Consider the following 20,013-nt stretch of genomic DNA (forward strand, 5'->3'; position numbering starts at 1 on the left):
CTCAGTGACAACTTGCAATTTAAAGGACATCGAATAGTCCTTCTGTGTACGCTTAACGTACTGTGAATGATTGATTTCTTTCATAACGCTACTTTTTGTGTAACGCTATTTCAGGACGAGACACTATCACAAAAAAAGAAAGGTTGGTATTCTCTACCAACCCTTTCTCAATCAACCTAAACCTAAACTAAACCAAAAACCAAACCATCTCTATGGTGAGTAATTTTATTCAATCTTTGTTCTATGAAACAATCGGTTATAAAAAAGGTTTAAAACTTTAGTTCTATTCTTTAACTTTCAAAATGTACGATTCCAACGCTGGCAAATCGAGGTAAATGCTTCCCTCTCCTTCTTTTACAATCAGCTGTAAATCTTCACGTCCACTTAGTTGATCAACCAACGAAAATGTGCCGTCTTCAAGTTCCAATTGTTCAAGTGTTTCCTCATCGATTCTTAGCTGAAACGCATGTTCCTTTTCCTCAAAATTACTAACGATTATAAGCCGCTCATCGCCTTTCCAACGAACAAACGAAAACACTTTATCAGAATATCCTTCTGTATTTTGGCGGTTGAATGAATGAATCTCCCTGTACGCTCCCATCAGCGCTTCTGAATGTGCCGAGAAGCTCAGTAACGTTTTATAAAAATGATCTAGCTCTTTTTCAGCAGGACTCAACTGTCCCCCGTCAAATTTTCCGTTGTTCATCCAGCGCTGGTGTGCAGGGACTCCGCAATAATCGAAAATCGACGTCCGCGATTCGCTGCCAAAACCCATATCTCCGTCCCCCGGTTCTCCTACATTCTGCCCAAAGTACAACAGTATTGGAGAGGTGCTCAAGCAGGTCGAAACTACCATCGCCGGTTTTCCTTTTTCAGCATTTCCGGCAAAAGGAGCACTTGCAATACGTTGTTCATCGTGGTTCTCCAGAAAATGCAGCATGTGGTGTTCAATGTCAGCCAGACCGTTGTAAATTGCCGGAAGATGATCGGTACTTCCGTGGCCCTGCATAATGTGTTTCAAAGTATCATACAGTTCCACCTTGTCGTACAGATAATCCATTTTTCCCTTAAAAATGTAATCGCGGTACAAAGCCGGATTATAAACCTCGGCCAAAAGAAAAGCCTCCTTGTTTTTCATTTTGATCGCCGAATTCATGTAGCTCCAGAATTCAACCGGAACCATTTCTGCCATGTCGTAACGAAAACCGTCTACCCCTTTATCAAGCCAAAACAGTGCAATATCCCTGAATTTCTTCCACGAATCCGGGACATCTTTGTCTTTCCAAAATTCAAAATGCCCGCGGTAATCCTTTTTATCAAAACCTCCCGGCAGAACATCGAAATCATAGGTCCCGTCCGGACGAACTCCGTAATTCACTTTAACGGTTTCGTACCAGTCGTAAAAATCAGGTTGCGCTTTTCTCGAGCCATTTCCCGTCCATTTAGCCGGATATTCATCAAATTTACCGTCAGCCATCGGGTGCTTTTCGCCACCCAAAGGAAAGTAGCCATTTTTACTTTCAGGTACCTTAAAAGCTTCGCCCGGTATGTAATAGAAATTGTTGTTTCGTGCATATTCCACCGAAGTATCGTCGTTCTCACCAAAATCAGCTACACCTTCCGGGCTCGAAATTGAATGGTAATTCCGGGCAACGTGATTGGGAACAATATCGATGATTACTTTCATCCCGTGTTGATGCGTTCGGTCGATAAGCGCTTCAAATTCTTCCATTCTTTTGGCCGGATCAACCGCCAGATCAGGATCCACATTGTAGTAATCTTTGATGGCATAAGGCGAACCTGCACGCCCTTTTACCACATCCGGGTCGTCGTTCGAAATGCCATAAGCGGTGTAATCGCGGATCACATCGTGGTGCGGAACGCCGGTGTACCAGATATGCGTCACTCCCATCGATTTGATCTCATCCAGCGCCCGGTCGGTAAAATCATTGAACTTGCCAACACCATTCTCTTCAATGGTTCCCCACGGTTTATTGGTGGTGTTTGTATTTCCAAACAAACGGGTAAAAACCTGGTAAACCACCAGTTTCCCTTTAGAAGATGCTGACTGATCCGCTTCTTGTTTTTGAGGAGACTGGCAGGCAGAAAAAGCCAAAAAAATAAGTAGGATTGATAGTTTCTTCATAATTATGAAACGCTGATGACACGGTTATAACTGATAGCACAGATTATAACTGCGAAAATCTTCCTAATCTGTGTTATCAGTGTTCTTATTCGTTACTTTTTCAATTCAACAACAACAGCCGATTTTGCCGGAACAGTAATGCTGCTGATGTCTGATATTTGCTGTCCGCTTATAATTTCTTTCCCTGAACGATAACCATCCATCACTTCCTTAAAACGATCTGTAGTAATCGTTTTTTCTTCTTCGTTTTTATTCAGAATGACCATCACTGCTTCGTTATCGGTATAACGGAAATACGCATAAGTTCCGTTTTCAGGAATAAAATGCATCAGTTTCCCGTTGTGAATGACCGTGGCATTTTTCCGCCAGTTCTGCAGGTTTGCCACATATTTCTGCATGTCTTTGGCTGCATCGCTTAATCCTTCGCCGGTAAATGCATTCACCTTGTCACCTGCCCAACCTCCGGGAAAATCAGCGCGAATATCGCCGTGCTCGCTGCCATCGTGCCGCATTAGTATTTCTGTGCCGTAATAAATTTGTGGAATTCCGCGTGTGGTAAGGAAAAATGCCACTCCCATTTTCAGCAGGTTCACATCTTCTCCCACCTGAACAAAAAATCGCGACATATCGTGGTTATCCGGGAAAATAGTCAGTTTGTACGGATCGGGATAAAGAAAGTCGTTCGAAAGCGCTTCATAAATCTGAATCAAACCGGTATCCCAGGTTTCATCGTTTTTCAGACCACTGGCAACGGCACTCTGCAAGGGAAAATCCATCATGCTGGGCGCGTAGTTTTTATATCCGTCCTGGTTGTATTTCCCTTTTTGCCAGTACGAAACAATGGCCGGATTACCGCTCCATTCTTCTCCCACAATATTGAAATCGGGGTATTCTTCGAGCATTTCTTTGGTCCATTCGCTCATCATATTTTTATCGGGATAGGGCCAGGTATCCTGACGGATTCCTTCCAGTCCAACATACTCAGTCCACCAAATGCTGTTTTGAATCAGATACCTCGCCACAAAAGGATTTCGCTGATTCATATCGGGCATTGCCGGGACAAACCAACCATCTACCATGCCACTGATATCGACCTGCGAGGCGTGCGGGTCTTCGTTTACCGTCCGGCGGTGATTGGTGATCTTCATGTCCGGATAATTATTAATCCAGTCTTTCATGGGCATGTCGTGCATCCACCAGTGCTCCGAACCGCAATGGTTAAAAATCATATCCATGATGAGCTTCATTCCCCGTTTGTCGAGCTCTTTATTCAATTCGCGGTATTCGTCATTCGTTCCAAAACGCGCATCCACCTTGTAAAAATCGGTTGTTGCATACCCGTGATATGATTCCTTTGGCATATCGTTTTCCAGTACCGGATTCAGCCAAACAGCCGTATAACCAAGATTCTGCAAATAATCAAGTGAATTTATAATACCCCGAATATCGCCTCCGTGACGCCCCCATTTGTAACTCCTGTCCAATCCTTCTTTCATGCCCGGCACTTCATCGTTACCCGGGTCTCCGTTTACAAAGCGATCGGGTGTAATCAGGCAGATCATATCCGAAGCATTAAATCCTACGCGGTTTGCTGAATTCGCTTCCCGTTCCCATAATTCATACAAATAAGTAGCCACAAGCTTTTTCCCACGCTTAAATTCGATGTTGAATTTCCCGGGTTTAACGTTGCTTGCCAGTTTAAGATCCAAAAACAGGTAATTCGGATTTTCAACTTTTGTTACCGATTCCAGATTCACACCCGGGTAATTTAAGGTCACGTCGGTTTGTGAAATGTTTTCTCCATGAACCAGCAGCTGGAGTTGTGTTGATTTCATCCCGGCCCACCAGTTGGGCGGTTCAACACGATCCAGGTTCTGGGCGCTTGCCACAAATGTTAGTATTGTAAATAAGAATGTTATGAATGTCTTCATTATCTCAGTTTTATTGAGTTTTCGCTATTTTTTAAAAGTTGTTTCGCTGTTTCCTTTTATCAACGATTCGTCTCCCCAAACCGTCACCGGCACATCCACATTTGAATGATTGATGACCGTAAACACATTTCGCTGATTTCGTACTTCAAGATGAGCCCCACCAAAATTGATTTTGAATCCGTAAGAATTCCATTTTTCGGGCAGAAAAGGTTGAAACGTGAGTTTACCTTCCTTCACCCGCATTCCACCAAGTCCCATTACAAAGGCCATCCAGGTTCCTCCCATGCTGGTGATGTGAAGCCCGTCCTCGGTATCGTTGTTGTAATCATCCAAATCCAGACGGGCGGTGCGCAGGTACATTTCGTACGACTTCTCGCTATACCCGATGCGCGCGGCCAGAATGGAATGCACACATGGCGAAAGCGACGATTCGTGAACCGTTAACGGCTCATAAAAATCGAAATGCCGACGCAATTCATCGATTTCAAAATTTTCCTGGAACAAATACAGACTCTGAAGCGTATCCGCCTGTTTGATATACGGCGCGCGCAAAATTCGGTCCCACGACCATTTTTGATTGATCGGCCGGTCTTCAGGCGATAATTCCGCAACCGGTGTTAAATCTTTGTCCAGAAATCCGTCCTGCTGCAAATAAATTCCGCGTTTTTCATCCCTCGCAAAATACATGTTCTGAATAATATCTGCCCAGCGTTCGGTTTCATGAAGTTCGTTGAATTTCCATTTCTGAATCAGCTCTTCAAAAAGATAAGGATGTTCCGTTTTCAGGTATTCAATAACTTCCAGCGTATACTTTAAGGTCCACACAGCAATATAGTTCGTGTGGAAATTGTTGTTCACATTATTTTCGTATTCGTTGGGACCGGTTACACCGAGCATCACATATTTCTGCTTATCCTGCGACCAGTTTACGCGCTGACACCAGAACCGGCTTATCGCCAACAATACTTCAAATCCCTGAGGTGCGAGATATTCCCGATCGCCGGTATAGTTCACATAATCGTAAATTGCATAAGCAATTGCGCCATTCCGGTGAATTTCCTCAAAAGTAATTTCCCATTCGTTGTGACATTCTTCGCCATTAATGGTTACCATCGGATAAAGTGCAGCGCCACCTGTAAAGCCTAGTTTTTCTGCATTTTCAATGGCTTTCTGAAGGTGCTTATGACGGTATATCAGAAGATTTCTGGAGACGATTTGCGGAGCAGTACTCAGGTAAAACGGAAGACAATAAGCCTCCGTATCCCAATAAGTTACGCCGCCATATTTCTCGCCGGTAAATCCTTTCGGGCCGATGTTCAACCGTTCATCCTCTCCCGAATAGGTTTGATTCAGCTGAAAAATATTAAAGCGAATGCCCTGTTGCGCTGCCACATCTCCTTCGATACGAATATCGCTGGTTTCCCATTTTTCGAGCCAGTGGTTTTTATGACTTTCGAACAGTACATCAAATCCGGCAGAAGCGGCCAGTTCTATTACTTCCGTTGCTTTTTTCACCAGCTGTTCTTTTGAATAATACAGCGAAGAAACCGTGGAAGAAAGCTTTTCGATTACCAGTTCGTCCCCTTTTTTCACCTGGACTTTTTGGGTTGCTTCAAGATATTTTTCCCGATCAATATAAGTGATCTCTGAGTCTACCTTTTTACCGTTCCGTGTGATCTGAAACCACATTCCGGTACACACCCAGAATTCTGTTTTGAGCGTTTCCACCGTCAGGTAAGCTTTCTGCCCGCCAATGGCACGTGAAACTTCCACCCAGAATTTTTCGTCGTAGTTGGAATCTTCGTTCACCACATCTCCATCCAAATACGGCGAAAATTTAATCTCGCCCGAGAAATTCAAGGCTTTAACCGAATACCGGATCGCCCCAATTTCGGTGGCATTGATACTCACAAAACGATGAGAACTTACCTCTACCTGGTTCCCGTTCTTAAGCTCGGCTACAAAACGCCGCGAGAGCAATCCGTGCTGCATATCGAGCTCACGGGCAAACGAAAGCACTTTTACTTTTGCCAGGTCCAGCTCTTCACCGTTGATCCGGATGTTAATCCCAATCCAGTTTGTCGAATTGATGATTTTGGCGAAATACTCCGGATATCCGTTTTTCCACCAACCCACACGCGTTTTATCCGGATAGTAAATTCCGGCGACATAGGTTCCGTTCAGCGAATCGCCCGAATATTTCTCTTCGAAATTGGCACGCTGTCCCATTTTTCCGTTTCCAATGCTGAAAAGACTTTCAGAAATACGGTTAAACTCAGGATTGAAACCCTCTTCTATAATTTTCCATTCGTGATGGATTATATAATCCTTCATTGTTTCTTTCTAATAAGTTTATTTTTCTGCTGCTACATCTTTCACAAATAGCACCATAACTGCCGCAACCGCCATGGACACTCCTCCAAAAACCAATGCATAAATTGCTTCGCCATTAAACAGGTCCTGCACCATAAATCCAAGAATTGTGGCTGCGAGTATCTGCGGAATTACGATGAAGAAATTGAAAATTCCCATGTAAACTCCCATTTTCTGCGCCGGCAACGACCCCGTGAGAATGGCGTAAGGCATGGAGAGAATACTCGCCCAGGCAATGCCGACTCCAACCATGGGCAAGATCAACCAGTTCGGATCTTTGATCAGGTAAATGGATGCCAGGGCAACACCGCCAATCACTAAACTTATGGCATGTGTGATTTTCCGGTTGGTAAGTTTTGCCACCAAAGGAAGCGCAAAAGCAATCAATGCAGCCACACCGTTATACACGCCAAAAAGCAGATTTACCCAATCGGCGCCATCGTTATACAATTTTGAGGTAGTATCTGACGTACCATAAACATGACTGGTAATACCGGCCGTTGAATAGATCCACAACGAAAAAAGTGCGATCCAGGTAAAGAACTGAACCAGCGCCAACTGTTTCATCGTAAGTGGCATGCGCAACAAATCGCTGAATATTTCTACCAATGCACTTTCTTCTCCTTTTTTGCTTTTCAAGACAACTGCCACCAACATCAAAAAACAGAACAACAGCAAAATACCTCCGAGGATATACAGTTCTTCCTTGAAATGTAAAACGCGGGTGAACACAACGATCAGCAAACCGATCAAACCGAAAATGCCACCAACTTTTACAAATTTGCCATTCGCTACCTCCAGTTCATGAGTAGCAACTGAATTCTCTGTTTGCTTTTTCTCGCTTTCTTCAAACTCCTTTAGTTTTTCGGGCGGATATTCTTTTGTCGACAAAATGGTCCAAAGAATCGCCGCAAAAAACACAGCCGCGCCAATGTAAAACGACCACCGAACTGAAGGCGGGATAATGCCCTCGGGCGCTGTATTCGGAATGTTCAGCCAATTGGTCATGATATATGGCAGCAGGGATCCAACCACTGCCCCGGTCCCAATAAAAAAGCTTTGCATAGCAAATCCCTGGGTTCGCTGTTCATCGGGAAGCATATCGCCCACAAACGCTCGAAAAGGCTCCATCGACACATTAATTGAAGCATCCATGATCCACAAAGTGCCTGCAGCCACCCACAAGGCAGGTGAATTGGGCATCAGCAGAAGTGCCAGAGATGCAAATATGGCCCCAAACAGAAAATACGGCCGTCGTCGTCCCAGGCGATTCCAGGTCTTGTCGCTCGCATGCCCGATAATCGGCTGAACAATAAGACCGGTTACAGGGGCGGCAATCCATAAAATAGGTATATCTTCAATTTTGGCACCCAGCGTTTCGAAGATACGGCTCACGTTGGCATTTTGCAGGGCAAAGCCAAACTGGATGCCCAGAAAACCAAAACTCATGTTCCATATCTGCCAAAAGCTTAACGTAGGTTTTTTACTCATAGCCATTGTCTTTTTGTATAAGTTAAGCTGTAAAAATGTAAATGAAAATTACAGCAAGTGAACTTTGCTGTTGAAAATAATATGGGAGTAACCGATGATTTTGCCTGAACAAATATAAAACAGAAGAATTCAAAAATCAAAATCAAAATCGCATGCAAACACCAACAAACATGAGCATTACAGAGCGAAACACCCATTTCAAACGTTTGCGGAAACTCAAATATATTCTACAACATATTTTCAGTAAAATCAAAAAATGCCTGTGAAAGCAGATGAAAATGTGCCGGGTGATGATTTAGCTCACAAAAACACAGACGACCCACGAACAATCAGGTTGGCATTGAGCACCCGTGTTTCCCACGGATAGTCGTTGTCGTCGTTGGTGATTCTTCGCAAAAGCATTTCTGTGGCGGTTGTCCCCATTTCGTAACCATGCTGATCGACCGAAGTAAGCGTAGGATCAGTGATTCCCGAAAAACGACCATCGGAAAAACCAACCACTGCAATTTCTTCCGGAATTTTCAGACCTCTTTTCTGAATGGTTTGCATGGCGCCAATGGCGGTCAGATCATTCACCGCAAAAACGCCGTCGAATTTCTTCTTCTCATTTAAAAGGCGCATCACAGCCATTCGTGCCTTCTCAAATGAGTCGGCTTCAATAATTAAAGAAGGGTCCACTTCAAGCCCCGCTTCCTCCAGGGCCTTGATATATCCGTTTTTACGATGTTGCCCGATCAGTAATTTTTGAGGACCCGCAAAATGCACAATGCGCTTCCGCCCTGTTTCAATCATATGCTGGGTGGCCCTGTAGGCAGCATCCATATCATCGATGATCACCTGATCAGCTTCCATTCCCGGTACTATCCGGTCATAAAATACCATCGGAATGTTGTTGTTCCTTAAATTATAAAGATGCTGAAAGTCTTCGGTGTTTTTGGAAATAGATACCAACACTCCGTCGACACGGCTGGCCAGCAAAGTACGGGCATTCGTCACTTCGCGTTCGTAACGCTCGTTCGACTGGCAGATAATTACGTTAAAACCTGCGTCGTAGGCCACGTCTTCAATGCCACTGATCACCGAGGAAAAAAAGTAATGTACAATTTCAGGAATAATTACGCCGATAGTGTGACTGCGTCGCTGTTTCAAACTCAACGCCACCGCGTTGGGCTGATAATTCAGCTTTTGTGCCAGCTCATTTACAGCACGTTTGGTTTCTTCGCTAATATCGGGATGATTTTTCAGCGCGCGCGAAACAGTTGATGCCGAAATTTTCAGTTCACGGGCTATATCTTTTATGGTAACAAGTCCGCTTTTCATAATTTTTTTCCGACAAGAACAGAATAAAGACCATAAAGTTGATCTCCGGTTTCATCGTTGTCTATACAAATATACATTTTTAACCCAATTCTGCCCCTTTTTTGAACGGCCTGCTTTTATCCCACCAGTAACTACCTGTTTTATAACATGTTCAATGCAAACGACACCGCAAACGTTTGCAGGAAACCCACTGTTAAAAAGCGTGAATTTTTCTTAACAAATACTATACATTCGCTCGTGGAATTTGATTTTGTTGAATATGATTAAGATGTAATCGGTTGATTTTTTGCCATTTAAACCAGTTAAAAATTATTTAACAAAAACAAGTAGTTACAAACTAATAAAATTAAAAATGAGGATTATTCGTAAAAACCTTAAAGTTGTCTTGTTTTTGGTTGCCATGCTGGGCTTTAGCTTTAGTTATGCGCAGGTAAAAACAATAACAGGTAAAGTTACCGACGCTGGTAGCGGCGAACCTTTACCTGGTGTTACCATTGTGGTAAAAGGCACTACTAACGGTACCATTACCAATTTTGACGGAGACTACTCGATTAAAGTAGACATGGACCAAATACTACAGTTCTCTTTTGTAGGCTACCTTAAACAGGAAATTACTGTCGGCAATCAAAATGTTCTCAATGTACAATTGAAAACGGATACTGAACAGTTAGAAGAAGTAGTAGTGGTAGGTTATGGTATTCAGAAAAAGCGTGAGATTGTTGGTTCTATCGCCAAGGTAGAAAGTGAAGATATCGGAAACAAACTTACCTCGTCGTTCGAAGGCGTTTTGGCCGGACAGGCATCGGGGGTAAGCGTAACAACCGGTAGCGGTATGGCGGGTTCAAGTGCCATTGTAAGGGTAAGAGGTGTTGCCTCGATTAACTCGGCCGGCGATCCGCTTTATGTTGTTGACGGAATTCCGATTACCAACGATATTTTTGGTTTGGGAGGAAGAACCGGCGGTATGAATGTTAACCCGCTTTCTTCGATCAATGCCAACGACATTGAATCTATTGAAGTACTGAAAGATGCCTCGGCAACCGGGATTTATGGTTCGCGCGGAGCCAACGGTGTTATACTTATTACCACTAAAAAAGCAAAGGGTAACGAAGTAAAAGTGGAGTTCAGTACCAAGCAAAGTATTAGCAATCCGACCAAGAAAGTTAATATGACCAATTCGGCTGAATGGTTGCAACTGTATAAAGAAGCCTGGGAAAACGATGGAAACACGGGCATTCCGACTGGACTTCCGGGTGGATTAACCTGGCAACAAGCTCAAAATACAGATACCGACTGGTGGGACCAGGTAACACGAACCGGCCACAAACAGGATTACAACCTGAATGCTAACTTTGGACTCGCCAAAAACCTGATTGCCAGAATCAACTGGGGAGTTACACAGGACAATACCTATTTGGTAGACAACGATTTGGAGCGTATCAACCTTGGATTGAATCTTCAATATATCCCATCATCCAAATTCAGTTCCTCATTCTCATCAACTTCAGCTCAAACATCCACCAGTCTTCCGGGCAATCCCTGGGACGGAGGTTTAGGTGCAGCCATGGGATACGCGTTGCCGATTTATCCTATTTATAATTCAGACGGTACTTTTTTCCGGGGAGGCGGAAACTCAGGAAACCCGGTAATGATGAACAAACTAAGAGACGATTCAAACGATGAGACGCGATTGATCAATGCCCTCACTTTTAATTATTCGCCCACCGAAAAAGTTTCGTTCAATTTTAGTGGAGCACTCGATTACATGAACTTCAACAACGATGGTACTGAAAGCGGTCAACTGCGAAGTTCAGGCTATGATTATCGTTGGGAAAACAACCGCAAAGTATACAACTGGAATTACAGCATTGTAGCCAATTACGACTTTCAGTTAGCGAATACCGATCACGACCTGAAAGCAATGCTTGGGCACGAACTGCAGGAATCGCTAACCACCGGTACTAACTACAACTGGGATTACAGCCGCGATGAAGTAAAGTCTACTGAACCCCTGAGAGACGAACACTGGCGTTTTATCAGTTTCTTCGGAAGAATGAACTACATGTATAAAAGTCGTTACATTGCCCAGGCAACGTTACGAACCGACGGTTCATCACGTTTCGGAAAGAACAACAAATACGGATACTTCCCCACTGTGGCTTTGGGCTGGATTGTTTCGGAAGAAAATTTTCTAAAAAACAGCAGTGTCATTTCATTCCTGAAACTAAAAGCCAGTTACGGGATAACCGGAAACTCCAATATTCCCAACTACGAACACATTGGAACCTACCGGATTTCAACCAACGAAAATGAAAAATACAATGAATTACCGATTCGTTATCCGGAAAAATTTGCCAATCCTGACTTAAAGTGGGAAACCACCAACAGCTATGACCTGGGTATTGATGCGCGTTTCTTTGATGGAAGAATATCAACTGAAGCAGCTTATTACTTTAAAGAATCAAAAGATGTGTTTGTGAACCTGGCCATTACGGCTACATCGGGCTACGGAAGTCAGTGGCAAAACCTGGCCACCATCGAAAACGAAGGCCTGGAGTTTAGCATTACCACTCAAAACCTTGTTGGAGAATTTGAGTGGGAAACCCAGTTCAACATCACCACTTTACGAAACGAAGTTACTGACCTCGGAGGTTTAACAACCGAAGAAATTGGCGGTGGAACAAACGACACCCGTATTTTGAAAGGCTATCCCGTTGGAACCAACCGTCTGGTTCGGGTTTCAAGAATAGACCCTGCTGACGGGCGACCGGTTTACCTCGACAAAGACGGCAACGAAACCAAAACCTACAAATTTGAAGGCGGAGAAGGATTTGCTGTAGCAGCCGGCAAAGTTATTCCCGATTTCACAGGAGGTTTCACCAATACTTTCAGGTACAAAAACCTTTCTTTAAGCGCTTTATTTACCTTTAGTGTTGGCGCCCAAATCTACGATTCATCGGCGAAACGTCAGATGGGGTTAGCATCAGACTGGAATTTCAGAACCGATATATTCGACCACTGGAGAGAGCCCGGCGACATTGCCAAATACCCAAGAATGTCGCGTGAGGGTGCTACCTACGGAAAAGACGGAGAACAGTGGTTCAACTCCACCATGTGGTTGTTCGATGGCGACTATTTGCGCCTGAAAAACCTGACACTCTCATACAGCATTCCGCCCAAGGCCTTAAATAAGTTCGGCATTTCCGGAACCAAGCTTTTTGTCACCGGAACCAACCTGCTGACTTTCACCAAGTACCCGGGTGCCGACCCGGAAGTAGCAAGGGACCATGATGATCCTCGTGACAGGAACATGAGTGCTAACGTAAGTTTCCTTACTCCTCCGCAAGAGAGGGTATATACCGTTGGTTTAAATGTCACATTTTAAAACTCTTATCAAATGAAAAAGAAATTTCTATATATACTGATGCTTACAGGGATCCTGTTTTCAGGTTGCGAAAGCATGCTTGAAATCAATCCGGAAGACGAAGGAGTAATCCTGGAATCGGATGCGTTAAATACGAAACAGGATTTAACCGAGCTACTTAATGCAGCTTACGATGTTGTTAATGGATTTTATGGTGGCCGGTTTCAACGCACCTCTGAATTATTAAGCGATAATGTTGTACTGCGTGATGGTATTACCGATGAGATGGTTAACATTTACAAACGGTATACCACCGGTTATTTTACCGATAACGAAAGCTATGACCAGGCGTATATCTGTATTCTTCGTTCAAACCTGGTGCTCGAAAACCTGGGCAATGTTTCCGGCCTGTCCGATACCGAAGCCACACAAATGGCTGCTGAAGCAAAATTTCTGAGAGGAATTGCTCATTTTGCAGTGGTGCGGCTTTTCGCACAGCCTTACGGGTATACTCCCAATAACGACCATTTGGGGATTGTTATCAAAACCAGTTCAAAAGTGGAGCTATTACCAAGAAACACGGTTGCCGAAGTTTACAACCAAATTATAACCGACTTAACTGATGCAGAGTCGGATCTGCCCGAAAGCAATTCGAATTTTGCCTATGCTACCACTTGGGCTGCAAAAGCTGCACTGGCACAGGTCTATTTTCAAATGCACGATTACGACAACGCTTTCAGTAAAGCCAACGATGTAATCAGCAATGGTCCGTTCACCTTTATTACTGATCTTGATGAAGCTATGCCGGGTTCAACTGAAGACATCTTCAGACTGGTATCGAGCCAAACGACGGGAAAAACTGTAGGTGGCGATTTTGGAGTATTTCGTTGCGATGGCACCAATATTCCCAACATCAGGATTGCACCCGATGTGTACAAAAACATTGTTAAAGCTGGCGCAGGTGACGCGAGAGTAAATGCCTGGTATCAGGTATTTAATGCAGGTGCCGAAAACGAATACGTTGGCCTAACAAAATTCAATACCAACTATCCTACCGTACCTGTACTGCGACTGACAGAGTTAAAACTTTTACGTGCCGAAGCCGGGATTTTAAAATCTTCTCCCGACAAAGCGACTGCTATTCAGGACGTCAATGACATCAGGGAAAGAGCCTATGAAGGCGCTTCCAAAAACCTGCTGGAAACTGCAACCGACGAAGCGGTTTTAAATGCAGCACGTACCGAGCGCCGCCTGGAACTGATGGGAGAAGGTTATCATTTGCACGATTTAAAACGACGCGGCGCCGATGGTGAAGATATCGTAGTCAGAGGCGTAGACTGGGATTACGTCGGACTGGTAATTCAATTTGCCGCCGCCGAGGCAAACGAAGTTTTTGTTCCGAATCCGGAACCTAATTAACCGTTCGCCCATAAAACTAAAGGAGATTTAAGCGAAAATAATCAAAAGAAAAAAAGAGATGAAAAAGATATTTTCCATACTATTTGTCACACTGCTGTTTTTCTCGTGCCAACCCGATGAGATTCCTCCTATCGGGGAACCAACCGACTACATCCCGATGTTGACAGGCACCTGGAATCTGGACAAATTTGAACAAATTGATGCAGACGCCGAATCAAAAAGCTTTCCTGATTTTGCGACTGTGAAGGATCTGACCCATGTATTTGCCGGCCATCCCTATACCGATTTCTCGATTACATTTAATGCCGACGGTACATTTACTTCTGACGCGGGTTCATCGTATATGCAGATGCTGAGCAGCGGAAACTGGGATGTGGATGACACCGAATACCCTTCTGCCATTATCTTAAGCAGTGGTTCCGAAACTCAAACCATTGCGCTAAGCAGCCTTGCCGATGTTATTCTGGGCAAAGTGGAGTTCAAGGAAGAACGCAAACAAGCCGACACCGGGAAGATCAAGATCAAATACGTTTATTCACTTTCTAAAAATTAGTGAGTTATGAGACAGATAATTATTTTATCCATAATGATATTCGGAACCTTTGTGTTGAAAGCACAGGATGCTTTGCCAAAATTTACGGTAACTCCTTCCGAAATTGACGCGTTAACCGAGAATGTTGTCATTGAATTTGATGTAACAGGCACAGCTGTGGCGGGGCTGACTGACGTTTACATTTGGTCGTGGGCCCCAGGACTCAGTCCGTCAGAAATGCTTTTGTGCTATGATCAGGGAAGCCCTAGCTGGGGTAGTATTTCCCAAAATGCCAAACTGGATCCGGTGCCCGGCCAACCCAATAAATTCAGATTAACCTTACCTAAAACGGTAACCCGTGCGGGTGTTGAAGTAACCTTTAACAACGTTGCCGAATTGTTTGGTGTAGGCGACACTCCGGGAAAGATTAAAGAATTTGGGTTCCTTCTTAGATCACAGGATGGGTCTAGCGAAGGCAAACAAACTCCCGGAGATATGAAAACCTCCATTACCTTATTGCCATTGGAATTCGAATCTTCCTACTTCAGAACGTTCCCGGCAAAAGTTTCCAGTAAAGATGTAATTACAGCTTATCTGAACCTTAGCTTAATTGAATCTTCTGAAGATCAGAAACTGGCCGTGGCAGACGAGATCACAGCAAAAGTTTCGCTTTTGGATGAAAACGGAACAGTACTGCTTACATCAGAGTCGATGGAAACAACCTTTACCAATGAAGAAGAATATGCTTTTTCGTTTCTCACAAATATGTTGGGAGAATTTCCGGAAGGCAGTTCGCTTGACGATGTTACCAAATGCCAGGTTGTTTTTTCAGGGAAAGTGTATAACCAGGATGGAACTTTCGAAACAGTCTCTTCAAAGGCTTTTGAATTTGATTTTCAGGATTACGAATAACTTAGTTTAATTACGATGAAGAAAATTATCAATTATATAGGTTTTATTGCCTTAATCGCCATGCTTTCGTCGTGCATGGAAGAAGTTGGCGATTTTACGGTAAACGGTGAAGCTATTACCGGATTCGAACTTCAGGGCCCGGATAATAACGACACGATAAAGATTAACACGCTGGCACTCACCGAAACTTACGTTTTTGAATGGGCAGCAGCAGAATCAGGACTCGAGAGCCCGATTGTCTACACGATTTTGTTCGATGCAGCCGACGGAGATTTTTCCAATCCTATATGGACGAAACTTTCCGATAATTCGGGTGCCGATGCCAAAGCCACCCTTACTTTCGACGAGTTAAAGCAAATACATGCAGCAGCCGGTGGTTCAGGGGTAGCTTCTCTCAAATGGAATGTAAAAGCAGAAAACGGCTCACCCAACGTAAAAATGGGTCAGGTTGCCAACAACTTAAAAATAGCTTTAAGTTCTGACGGTGTCAGTAATTTTGAGCTGGTAAGTCCTCTGGATAAAAGTATTTTGAAAATCGATGGCAGCAAGGAGACCGATCCGGTTGTTTTTGATTGGAACGATGCTACTTCAGGTTCGGGAACTGTAACTTACAAGTTATACATCGATGCAATAGACGGCGATTTCTCGGATCCACTCCTGACATTGGATGCCGATGACAACGGAACTGCCAGTCAAATTTCCAAAACAAACGGAGAATGGAATACGCTGTTGGAACAAAACGGCATTAAAGAAGGCTCGTTTATCTGGACAGTAAAAGCTATAAGTACCGATTTGGAATGGACCGACAACGTTTTCGAAGTTTATTTTGAATTCGTCAACTGGAACCGCCCGATATACGTGGTTGGAGACTACAACGGATGGGATAACAGCGATAATGCCAAATACATTATTTCTACTCCTACCAGCAACCGAACAGCCGAAGGATATATATATCTGAAACAGGGTGGAATTAAACTGGCTACTGACCACAGCTGGGATAATGCTCATACTTTCGGAGATGATGGTAGTGGCAATCTGACAAATCCGGGCAACAATATTTCAGTTCCTGCAGATGGGTACTACCTTGTAAGAGCCAATCTTAGCGAAATGACCTATTCGCTAACGGAAACTGTCTGGGGAGTTATCGGAGATGCCACAGCCGGAGGCTGGGGGAATCAAACAGATATGACTTATGACGCAGTTAGCCAGACGTTCCGATTGGGTATACATTTAACTTCAGGAGGTGCATTCAAATTCAGAGGAACATCTGATTGGGGAATCAACTACGGTAGTACTGCTGAAGATGGAACATCTCTGGATGCGGGAGGTAAAAATATTCCGGTGGAAATGGAAGACGATTATGCTATAACGCTTGATTTAAGTACACCAAATGAATATACCTACAGTGCGCACAGATGGGGTGTGGTTGGTGGTGCTACTCCTGATCCAACCTGGACGAATGATTTCAATATGACCTGGGATGCCGCTAATGAAGTATTCACCATCACAATAGATCTCAATCCAGGTGAATTTAAATTCAGGGCAGATGATGCCTGGAGTGTTAATTTTGGAGGTGACCTTAATGCTCTTACGCAGGACGGCTCCAACCTTTCAGTTGCAGAAGCTGGAAATTATACCCTCACGCTTGATCCGTGGAATAAAAAAGCAACAGTTACAAAAAACTAATTCTCTAATAACATTATCAGAAACCTCTTCATTTGAAGGGGTTTCTGTTTTCATAAACAGAAACTTTTTTCAAAGAAAAATTCAAAGCCATGCTTTCAAGAACTTCTTTCCTATTCATTTTCATCCTGTTGGTTTTTGCCGGAAATGCGCAGCTTACCACTAATCCTGCATTACCGGTAGCATCAGGCGCCGTAACGCTTACGCTAAATTCGGCCGAAGAAAGTCGCCTCGGATACTTCACGGCCGACTTGTATGCACACACCGGAGTAATTACCACAAACAGCACAAACAACGACGATTGGAAATATGTGATTGGAAGCTGGGCAAACAATACAACACAACCCAAACTTACCAACAAGGGAAACGGTATTTACGAACTCACCATTTCACCCGATGTTTATTCTTTTTACAGCGTTCCCAGTAGTGAAAAGATCCTAAAAATGGCTCTTGTTTTTCGCTCTGCCGACGGATCGAAACAAACCAACAACCTGTATGTTACGGTTTACGCCGAAGGCCTGGTGGTGGAAATCACAGAACCTTCGGGAAATCCGATTCTTGAAAAAAACAAAGCCGTGACTCTGTCTGCCACAGCGTCGCAGGAAGCAACTTTACAACTCAGCCTCGACGGTACACTTTTGTCGGAAACCAGCGGAACAAGCATCTCTACGCAATATACTTTTACCAGTGGAGGTACTTATGAACTGATCGCAAAGGCAAGTGTTGGCGAAGAAACAGTTTCTGATACTACAGAGATTTTTGTGCGCGACGATGTTGTCGAAGAAAGCAAACCGGCTGCCTACCGAAAAGGAATTAATTACGTGGATGACAATACTGCTGCCCTCGTGCTTTATGCTCCGTTAAAAGAATTTGTGTTTGTGATCGGCGATTTTACAAACTGGAAAGTAAACGCTGACTTTCTGATGAAAAAAGACGGCGATTTTTTCTGGCTCGAAATCCCAAATCTTGAAAAAGGAAAAGAATACATCTTTCAGTACTTCATCGATGGCGAAATAAAGATTGCCGATCCTTATTCAGAAAAAATTTCTGATCCGCTCGACAAATACATTCCGGAAGCCAATTACCCCAACCTGATTGCTTATCCTGATGGAAAAGCAAGTGGAATTGCCACAGTCATTCAAACCGGGCAAGAGCCCTACAACTGGCAGGTAAGCGATTTTGAAGCTCCTGAAAAAAACAAAATGGTGATTTACGAATTACTGGTTCGCGATTTTACCACCGATCAAAATTACCAGGCCGTTATCGACAAACTGGATTACCTGGAAGATCTGCGTGTCAATGTTTTGGAGCTGATGCCGGTAAATGAGTTTGAAGGGAACGACAGCTGGGGCTACAATCCTACGTTTTATTTTGCGCCGGACAAATTTTATGGCACCAAAAACAAGTTAAAAGAACTGATTGATGAATGCCATAAACGCGGAATTGCAGTGGTAATCGACATGGTGCTGAACCACAGTTACGGACAAAGTCCGCTGGTACAAATGTACATGGACAACTGGACAATAACTGCTGATAATCCGTGGTACAACATTTCATCGCCCAATTCGACTTACTCGTGGGGCTACGATTTTAATCACGAATCGGCAGCAACACAGGAACTGGTGGACAGTGTAAATAGCTTCTGGATCAACGAATACAAAGTGGATGGCTTCCGCTTTGATTTCACCAAAGGTTTTACCCAGAAAACCGGAGACGGCTGGGCCTACGACGCCTTACGGATTGCGATTCTGAAACGCATGGCAGATCAAATCTGGCAACGTGATCCGGATAACCTGATCATTCTCGAACACCTTACAGATAATTCGGAAGAAAAAGAACTGGCCAATTACGGACTTATGTTGTGGGGAAACATGAACTACAACTACGCCGAGGCCGCCATGGGATACACCGGCAACTCAGACCTAAGCGGATCGCTGTATACGAACCGGGGTTGGGACAGCCCCAACCTGGTAACGTACATGGAAAGCCACGACGAAGAACGCATTACCTACAAATGCGAACAATACGGAAATACAGGAACCAACTACAGCACAAAAGCGCTGTCGACGGCGCTCGACAGGATGGAACTAAACTCCTTGTTTTTCCTTCCGCTGCCGGGACCGAAAATGATTTGGCAGTTTGGTGAACGCGGCTACGATCTTTCCATCAACCGGTGCCAGGACGGGACTATTGCTGATGAATGCCGTACTTACCCAAAACCTCCGCACTGGGATTACCTTGAAAACACCGACCGTACCGATTTATTCCGGGTAATGGCCCAACTCAACGAACTCAAACAAAGCTACAGTGAGTTCTCACCTGAAAATATGACCAGCAGTTTAACCGGCGCCGTAAAATGGTACACACTGCAATCGGGGCAAAACCATGTACTGGCGGTTGGAAATTTCAATGTGGCGGGAGCAAGCACCTCAGTTAGTTTCCCTCAAACAGGGAAATGGTACGAATTCTTTACCGCCGATTCCACTACGATCAGCTCGGGGACACAAACCCTGACTTTGCAGCCCGGTGAATATCGCATGTACTCAACCCGAAAATTTAACGATCCACATGTAATCACTGATATTGAAGATATCGAATCGCTGGGAAACGGTTTGAAAGTATACCCCAATCCGGCACAAACCTCACTTTTCCTTTCTTCTGAAAAAGAAATTGAGCAAATCGAAATCTATTCGTTAACCGGAAAACTGATGTTGAAAAATGAGATACGAAGTAAAGATCGGGAGGTAAACCTGAACGGACTACCTTCGGGAATCTACCTGCTGAGAGTTATTCAGGAAGGTGAAGTTTCGACACAAAAAATCGCGGTTCAGTAAAAAAGAAA

Annotated in this window: 11 protein-coding genes; 6 read left to right on the forward strand and 5 right to left on the reverse strand. The window is 44.0% G+C overall.

What is annotated here, in order from left to right; translation table 11 throughout:
• Positions 1-283 precede the first annotated feature (283 nt).
• From MR764_RS17570 to MR764_RS17590, 5 genes are all read right to left on the reverse strand, one after another.
• On the reverse strand, positions 284-2,146 hold the full coding sequence (locus MR764_RS17570) for an alpha-amylase family protein (RefSeq protein ID WP_247980760.1): 1,863 nt from the start codon (positions 2,144-2,146) through the stop codon (positions 284-286).
• A 92-nt stretch (positions 2,147-2,238) separates the two neighbouring features.
• Positions 2,239-4,077, reverse strand: coding sequence for a glycoside hydrolase family 13 protein (locus MR764_RS17575; RefSeq protein ID WP_247980761.1), 1,839 nt, complete (start codon positions 4,075-4,077; stop codon positions 2,239-2,241).
• Positions 4,078-4,101: 24 nt separating this feature from the next.
• Positions 4,102-6,411, reverse strand: coding sequence for a family 65 glycosyl hydrolase domain-containing protein (locus MR764_RS17580; RefSeq protein ID WP_247980762.1), 2,310 nt, complete (start codon positions 6,409-6,411; stop codon positions 4,102-4,104).
• 18 nt (positions 6,412-6,429) lie between these two features.
• Positions 6,430-7,941 (reverse strand): MFS transporter, encoded by a 1,512-nt coding sequence (locus MR764_RS17585; RefSeq protein WP_247980763.1) that lies wholly within the window; start codon positions 7,939-7,941, stop codon positions 6,430-6,432.
• Positions 7,942-8,241: 300 nt separating this feature from the next.
• Entirely contained in the window at positions 8,242-9,261 is a 1,020-nt protein-coding gene (locus MR764_RS17590) for a LacI family DNA-binding transcriptional regulator (RefSeq protein ID WP_247980764.1), read from the reverse strand.
• A 352-nt stretch (positions 9,262-9,613) separates the two neighbouring features.
• Between MR764_RS17590 and MR764_RS17595 the strand changes: the two genes are divergently transcribed.
• The 6 genes from MR764_RS17595 (at position 9,614) to MR764_RS17620 (ending at position 20,005) form a co-directional block, all read left to right on the forward strand.
• Complete coding sequence (locus MR764_RS17595) at positions 9,614-12,646, forward strand: TonB-dependent receptor (protein ID WP_247980765.1); 3,033 nt, start codon at positions 9,614-9,616, stop codon at positions 12,644-12,646.
• A gap of 12 nt (positions 12,647-12,658) precedes the next feature.
• Positions 12,659-14,044 (forward strand): RagB/SusD family nutrient uptake outer membrane protein, encoded by a 1,386-nt coding sequence (locus MR764_RS17600; protein ID WP_247980766.1) that lies wholly within the window; start codon positions 12,659-12,661, stop codon positions 14,042-14,044.
• 58 nt (positions 14,045-14,102) lie between these two features.
• Positions 14,103-14,597 (forward strand): DUF5004 domain-containing protein, encoded by a 495-nt coding sequence (locus tag MR764_RS17605; protein ID WP_247980767.1) that lies wholly within the window; start codon positions 14,103-14,105, stop codon positions 14,595-14,597.
• Between the two features lie 6 nt (positions 14,598-14,603).
• The gene (locus tag MR764_RS17610; protein ID WP_247980768.1) at positions 14,604-15,488 is read left to right on the forward strand and encodes a hypothetical protein; all 885 of its coding nucleotides are present in this window, start codon (positions 14,604-14,606) and stop codon (positions 15,486-15,488) included.
• 15 nt (positions 15,489-15,503) lie between these two features.
• Positions 15,504-17,174: a SusF/SusE family outer membrane protein gene (locus tag MR764_RS17615; protein ID WP_247980769.1), complete on the forward strand. Its 1,671-nt coding sequence runs from the start codon at positions 15,504-15,506 to the stop codon at positions 17,172-17,174.
• Positions 17,175-17,263: 89 nt separating this feature from the next.
• Positions 17,264-20,005, forward strand: a complete 2,742-nt coding sequence (locus tag MR764_RS17620; protein WP_247980770.1) for an alpha-amylase family glycosyl hydrolase — start codon at positions 17,264-17,266, stop codon at positions 20,003-20,005.
• Positions 20,006-20,013: the final 8 nt, after the last annotated feature.

This window comes from Maribellus sp. YY47, from assembly GCF_023111095.1.
In the GTDB taxonomy this organism is placed as follows: domain Bacteria; phylum Bacteroidota; class Bacteroidia; order Bacteroidales; family Prolixibacteraceae; genus Draconibacterium.

Bases quoted from the DNA above. Each gene is read 5' to 3' on its own strand.
- MR764_RS17580 (WP_247980762.1), bottom strand. From the start codon at position 6,411: ATGAAGGATTATATAATCCATCACGAATGGAAAATTATAGAAGAGGGT.
- MR764_RS17595 (WP_247980765.1), top strand. From the start codon at position 9,614: ATGAGGATTATTCGTAAAAACCTTAAAGTTGTCTTGTTTTTGGTTGCC.
- MR764_RS17570 (WP_247980760.1), bottom strand. From the start codon at position 2,146: ATGAAGAAACTATCAATCCTACTTATTTTTTTGGCTTTTTCTGCCTGC.
- MR764_RS17615 (WP_247980769.1), top strand. From the start codon at position 15,504: ATGAAGAAAATTATCAATTATATAGGTTTTATTGCCTTAATCGCCATG.
- MR764_RS17605 (WP_247980767.1), top strand. From the start codon at position 14,103: ATGAAAAAGATATTTTCCATACTATTTGTCACACTGCTGTTTTTCTCG.
- MR764_RS17585 (WP_247980763.1), bottom strand. From the start codon at position 7,941: ATGAGTAAAAAACCTACGTTAAGCTTTTGGCAGATATGGAACATGAGT.
- MR764_RS17610 (WP_247980768.1), top strand. From the start codon at position 14,604: ATGAGACAGATAATTATTTTATCCATAATGATATTCGGAACCTTTGTG.
- MR764_RS17590 (WP_247980764.1), bottom strand. From the start codon at position 9,261: ATGAAAAGCGGACTTGTTACCATAAAAGATATAGCCCGTGAACTGAAA.
- MR764_RS17575 (WP_247980761.1), bottom strand. From the start codon at position 4,077: ATGAAGACATTCATAACATTCTTATTTACAATACTAACATTTGTGGCA.
- MR764_RS17600 (WP_247980766.1), top strand. From the start codon at position 12,659: ATGAAAAAGAAATTTCTATATATACTGATGCTTACAGGGATCCTGTTT.
- MR764_RS17620 (WP_247980770.1), top strand. From the start codon at position 17,264: ATGCTTTCAAGAACTTCTTTCCTATTCATTTTCATCCTGTTGGTTTTT.